Origin of the sequence: Rhodosalinus sp., assembly GCF_041685465.1 — a bacterium.
In the GTDB taxonomy this organism is placed as follows: Bacteria; Pseudomonadota; Alphaproteobacteria; order Rhodobacterales; family Rhodobacteraceae; genus Rhodosalinus.
Window position 1 is genome coordinate 1 of the sequence record NZ_JAWLFS010000205.1, and the last position, 5474, is coordinate 5474.

Genomic DNA, 5474 nt, shown 5'->3' on the forward strand with positions numbered 1-5474 from the left:
GACATGCACAGCCTTCGATGATCGCCGTGACCCGCCCCGCCCCCGAGGTCCGGTCATGACCGGCGTCTTGCCGTCGCAGGACATCGCGGCGCTCGCCGCGTCGGGCGCCATCGCGACCGACACGCCGTTCGCAGAGGATCAGATCCAGCCGGCGAGCCTCGATCTGCGGCTCGGACGCCGCGTCTGGCGGGTGCGCGCCTCCTTCCTTGCCGGCGCGGGGCACCGGGTCGCCGACCGGCTCGACGGGCTCGCCATGCACGAGATCGACCTCTCTGCCGGCGCGGTCCTGGAAAAGGGCTGCGTTTACGTCGCGGAGATCGCCGAGGGACTCGCCCTGCCCGAGGACGTCTCGGCAGTGACCAACGCCAAGAGCACGACGGGGCGCCTCGACCTGCTGACGCGGGCGGTGACCGACCACGGCACCGAGTTCGACCGCGTTCCGCCGGGCTATCGCGGCCCGCTCTACGCCGAGATCTGCCCGCGCTCCTTTTCCGTCCTCGTCCGCCCGGGCCAGCGGCTGAACCAGATCCGCTTCCGCCGCGGCGACGCGGTGCTGGGCGACGCGGACCTCGCCGCGCTGCACGCGCGCGAGGGCCTCGTCGCGGGCGGACCGGCGGTGATCGACGCCGGGCTCGGGTTCTCGGTGGACCTCGCCCCGCGCGACGGCGGCCTCGTCGGCTGGCGCGCGAAGCCGCACACCGGGCTCATCGACCTCGACCGGATCGGGCATTACGCGCCCGCCGACTTCTGGGAACCGCTCGCGGCGCGCGACGGGCGGCTGATTCTCGATCCCGGCGCCTTCTACATCCTCGTCAGCCGCGAGGCGGTGCACATCCCGCCCGATTACGCCGCCGAGATGGCGCCCTATCTCGCCATGGTCGGCGAGTTCCGCGTGCATTACGCCGGCTTCTTCGACCCGGGCTTCGGCCATGCGGCGGCCGGCGGCGACGGCGCGCGCGGCGTGCTCGAGGTGCGCTGCCACGAGGCGCCCTTCGTCCTCGAGCACGGGCAGACCGTCGGCCGCCTCGTCTACGAGCGCATGGCGACCCGGCCCCGGCTGCTCTACGGCGCCGGCGTCGCCTCGAACTACCAGGGGCAGGGCCTCAAGCTGTCCAAGCACTTCCGCGCCTGACCCCGCACGGCCGGTCGCGTGTCAGAAGCGCCCGAACCGGCGCGCGAGCCGCAGCGCCCGCTTCGTCGCGCGCGCCCGCGTCCCGCCGCCCGGAGGCGGGCCGGTGCGCGCGCCGTCTCCGCCGCCGCCCTGCTGCCGCTCGCCCTGCTGACGACTCCCTTGCGGACGACTCCCTTGCGGACGACCCCGCGTCGCCCGGTCGATGCCGGCCCCTATTCCCCGTCCGATCAGCCGGCGCATCACCAGCCGGATCACCATCTGCACGATGCGGTTCCCGTTCATGCCCCGCTCCCTTCGTCCGAAGGCTGCTCCTCAACCTAGCGCACGACCGTGAAGATTTCAGGGCATCACCCCTCGAAAAGATCGGACTGATCTCCCTCGGCGTCCTCGTCGCCCTCGTCCTCGGCGGCCTCGGCCCCCTGCCCCGGCGCCACGCCGGGCCGGCTGTCCAGAAGGCCCGCCGCGCGCAACTCCGAAAGCCCCGGCAGGTCGCGCGCGCTCTCCAGCCCGAAGTGGTCGAGAAAGGCCTCCGTCACGACGAAGGTCACCGGCCGACCCGGCGTCGCCCGCCGCCGCCCGAAGCGGATCCAGTCCAGGTCGAGCAGCTGGTCGATCGTGCCCCGGCTGAGCGAGACGCCGCGAATCTCCTCGATCTCGGCGCGGGTGACGGGCTGGTGATAGGCGATGATCGCCAGCGTCTCCGTCGCCGCGCGCGAGAGCTTGCGCGTCTCCTCCACCTCCGTCTGCATCAGGAAGCCGAGGTCCGGCGCCGTCCGGATCGCCCAGGCCTCGCCCACGCGCACCACCTGCACGCCGCGCCCGGCGTAGCGCCGGCGCAGGTGCTGCACCGCCTCCGCCGCGTCCGCGCCCTGCGGCATGCGGTCCGCCATCGCGCGCGCCGTCAGCGGCTCGGCCGAGGCGAAGAGCATCGCCTCCACCATGCGCTCCTGCTCGGCCATGGGCGGCGCGGCGAAAAGGCTGCCCTCCTCCGCCGCCGCGTCCCCGGAGCTTCTTCTTGGCTCAAATATCCCGGGGGAGTCGCCCGGAACGGGCGACGGGGGCAGCGCCCCCTCGTCCTCGTCGCCGCCGTCAGCCATCCGGGCGCTCCCGCCGGCGCACCTCGATGGGCGCGAAGGTCCCGGACTGGCGGATCTCGAGCCGGCCTTCGCGGGCGAGCTCCAGCGTCGCGGCGAAGGTGGCGGCGGTGGCCGAGCGGCGGCGCGCCGGATCGGCGCGCCACTCCTCGGGCAGATAGGCCGCGATGTCGGTCCAGGTACCGGCGAAGCCGATCATGCCGCGCATCCGCTCCAGCGCCTCCTCCATGGTGAAGACCGCCTGCCGGTCGAAGGCCCAGGGGCGGAACTCGTCGCGGGTGCGCACGCGGGCGTAGGCGTGCATCAGGTCGAGAAGCGTGGCGTCGTGGCGCACCCGCCGGACGCGCTCGACCCGCTCGGGCAGGCCGCGCGCGAAGACGTCCCGCCCCAGCCGGTCGCGCGCCATGAGCCGCGCGGCAGCGTCGCGCATCGCCTGCAGCCGCTCGAGCTGAAAGGCGAGATAGGCGGCCATCTCGTCGCCCGAGGGCCCCTCCTCCTCCGGCTCCGGCGGCAGCAGGAGGCGCGATTTCAGGAAGGCGAGCCAGGCCGCCATCACGAGGTAATCGGCGGCGAGCTCGATCCGGAGCGCGCGCGCCTCCTCGACGAAGGCGAGGTACTGCTCGGCGAGTTGCAGGATCGAGACGCGGCGCAGGTCCACCTTCTGGCTGCGCGAAAGCGTCAGAAGCACGTCGAGCGGGCCCTCGAAGCCGTCCACGTCCACGATCAGCGCCTCGGCGGCGAGGCGCGCGGCGACGCCGTCCTGCGGGCTCTCTCCGACCTCGGTGTCAGCCATCGTGCGCCCCGATCAGAAGGGCGTCATGCTTGGCCTGAAGGGCGGCGATGTCAACAGGCTCCGCCGCGCCCCGGCGGGCGAGCGCCACCGCGGCGCGTGCCTCCGCCGCCGGCGTGAGCGACCCCGCCGCCGCGACGACGGCGGCCATCTCGTCCGCATCGCCGTTGCAGTGAAGCGTCACGTCGCAGCCCGCGGCGATGGCGGCGGCGGTGCGCGCGCCCAGCCCGCCCGAGAGCGCCTGCATCGAGATGTCGTCGGTCATCAGGAGCCCGCCGAAGCCGAGCTCCTCGCGGATCAGGCGGATCACGGCGGGCGAGATCGTGGCCGGCCGGTCGTCGAGCGCCGCGAAGACCACATGCGCCGTCATGCCGAGCGGCAGGTCGGCGAGCGCCGCGAAGGGCGCGAAATCGGCGAGGCGCAGGTCCGCGAGCGGCGCCTCGACCCGCGGCAGGGCGCGGTGGCTGTCGGCGGTGGCGCGGCCGTGGCCGGGGATGTGCTTCAGCACCGGCAGCACCCCGCCCGCGAGGAGCCCCCCGGCCACCGCGCGGGCGCGCGCCGCCACCGCGCCCGGCGCCGCGCCGTAGCAGCGGTTGCGCAGGACCGGGTGCGTCGCGGGCGTGGCGGTATCGGCCAGCGGCGCACAGTTCACGTCGATGCCGAGCGCGGCGAGCTCATGCGCGATGATGCGGTAGCGCAGGCGCAGCATCTCGGCCGCCCGGTCGCCGGCGCGCGCCACGGCCTCGAGCGGCGGCGCCCAGGCGCGGGCCGCGTCCGAGGACAGCCGCGCCACGCGCCCGCCCTCCTGATCGATCAGAACGGGCGCGTCGCGTCCGACCGCCGCGCGCAGGTCCGCGACGAGCGCGGCGGTCTGGCCCGCGCTCTCGCAGTTGCGCGCGAACAGGATGAAGCCCCAGGGGTCGGCATCCCGGAAGAAGCGGCGCTCGCCCTCCGTCAGATGTGGCCCGGCGCAGCCGAGGATCGCCGCCGCGGGTGCGCTCACCGGGTGACGACGGGGATGCAGTCCGCCCCCTCGGCGGTCAGCGCGGCGCAGAAGCGGCGCGCGTCGGCGAGATCCTCGAAGCCCGTCGCGCGCAGCCGCCAGAAGCTGCGCCCGCCGCTCTCGGCGCGCTGCACGACGCGGGTCTTGCCGTCGAGATAGGCCGCGAACCGCGTGTCGAGCCGCGCCCATTCCTCGCGCGCGATCTCGGCGCTCTCGAAGGCGCCGAGCTGCACAAGACGCGTCCCGGCGGGCAGGCTTTCGGCATCGGTCTCGGGGACGGCGCTTGCGGACGGGACGGCAGCCGCCGCTGGCGTGCGCGCCGCGATGCGCAGCGCCGCGGGCCGGACGCGCGGCCGGAGCGAGCGTTCCGGCACGCCGGCCGAGGCCGGCACGGCCGCAGACTGTGCATCGGCGGCCACGGTTTCGGCGACAGCCTGTGCCGTGTCGGCCGCCTCCGGCGCGTCCTCCGTCGCGGGGGCCGCTGTCTCTTCGACCGAGGTGACCGGCTGGCGCGCCGCGGCGCCCGCTTCGCCGTGATCCGCGGCGGTGACGAAGGGCGTGCCCTGCGCCGCGATCCCGTCGGCAAGGGCGCGCAAAGCGGCGCCGGGGGCCTCCTCGCGCGGCGCGCGCGGCGCCTCCTTCTCCTCGAGCGCCGCAAGGCGGGCCTGCGCCAGATCCTCCGGCGTCAGCGCGACCGGCGCGCTCGCCAGCCGCACCGTCTCGGGGGGCGGCGTGGCAGTGCCCGTCGCGGCCACCTCGTTGACGGCGAGGCCCTGATGTGCCGCGAGCCGGCCGCCGGGATCCTCGGGCTGGACACGGCTGCTCCCGTCTGCGGCCTGCACGACCGGCACGCCTTGCACGTCGCGCACCACCAGCCGGTATCCCCAGAGCCCGATCCCGACAATCAACGCGAGGGAAACCGCCGCGGCCCCGATCTGCGTCATGCGTGTAAGCGAGGGCCGGCGCGCGGCCTCACCCGTCTCGATATCCGTCATGTCCCGCCTCGTTTCCGCCCGGCCGCGATGGACCGGGGTCGACTGCTCGTGCCTGTCGCCGCCGGCGGGCGTGCGGTTAGCGCATCTCCTCCACCGGGGTGACCCCGAGGATACCAAGACCTGCGGAAATGACAACGCCAGAGGCCCGCGCGAGCGCGAGGCGCGCGGCGCTGCCGGCCGGATCCTCCTCCTGCAGGAAGCGCAGCGCCGGCTCGTCGTGGCCACGGTTCCAGAGCGCGTGCAACTCGCTCGCCAGGTCGTAGAGGTAGAAGGCGACGCGGTGCGGCTCGCAGCTCTTCGCCGCGATCTCGACGAGGCGCGGCCACTCGGCGATCTTCCTGGCGAGCGCGAGTTCCGCGTCGTGCCCGAGCGCCGAGAGCTCGGCCCCCTGCAGCGCCGCGTCCGAGGCGGGCAGGCCCGCCGCCTCGGCCTTGCGGAGGAGCGAGCGGACGCGCGCATG

At 74.8% G+C, this 5474-nt stretch carries 7 protein-coding genes; 1 reads left to right on the forward strand and 6 read right to left on the reverse strand.

Annotated elements, in window-relative coordinates:
- The first annotated feature begins 55 nt into the window (after positions 1-55).
- Positions 56-1132: a 2'-deoxycytidine 5'-triphosphate deaminase gene (locus ACESL7_RS12400; RefSeq protein ID WP_372893629.1), complete on the forward strand. Its 1077-nt coding sequence runs from the start codon at positions 56-58 to the stop codon at positions 1130-1132.
- 21 nt (positions 1133-1153) lie between these two features.
- On the opposite strand, the gene ACESL7_RS12405 is transcribed toward ACESL7_RS12400, so the two are convergent.
- The 6 genes from ACESL7_RS12405 to ACESL7_RS12430 all read right to left on the reverse strand — a co-directional run.
- Positions 1154-1414: a hypothetical protein gene (locus ACESL7_RS12405; RefSeq protein ID WP_372893630.1), complete on the reverse strand. Its 261-nt coding sequence runs from the start codon at positions 1412-1414 to the stop codon at positions 1154-1156.
- A gap of 65 nt (positions 1415-1479) precedes the next feature.
- Positions 1480-2091, reverse strand: coding sequence for an SMC-Scp complex subunit ScpB (gene scpB, locus ACESL7_RS12410; protein ID WP_372893635.1), 612 nt, complete (start codon positions 2089-2091; stop codon positions 1480-1482).
- 130 nt (positions 2092-2221) lie between these two features.
- Positions 2222-3019, reverse strand: coding sequence for a segregation and condensation protein A (locus ACESL7_RS12415; protein WP_372893631.1), 798 nt, complete (start codon positions 3017-3019; stop codon positions 2222-2224).
- Positions 3012-4019, reverse strand: coding sequence for a glycoside hydrolase family 3 N-terminal domain-containing protein (locus ACESL7_RS12420; RefSeq protein ID WP_372893632.1), 1008 nt, complete (start codon positions 4017-4019; stop codon positions 3012-3014). The genes ACESL7_RS12415 and ACESL7_RS12420 overlap by 8 nt, the downstream gene beginning before the upstream one ends.
- Positions 4016-5014, reverse strand: coding sequence for an SPOR domain-containing protein (locus tag ACESL7_RS12425; RefSeq protein WP_372893633.1), 999 nt, complete (start codon positions 5012-5014; stop codon positions 4016-4018). Before ACESL7_RS12425 ends, ACESL7_RS12420 begins: the two co-directional genes overlap by 4 nt.
- 76 nt (positions 5015-5090) lie before the next feature.
- On the reverse strand, positions 5091-5474 hold a 384-nt coding region (locus tag ACESL7_RS12430), incomplete at its 5' end, for a DALR anticodon-binding domain-containing protein (protein ID WP_372893634.1).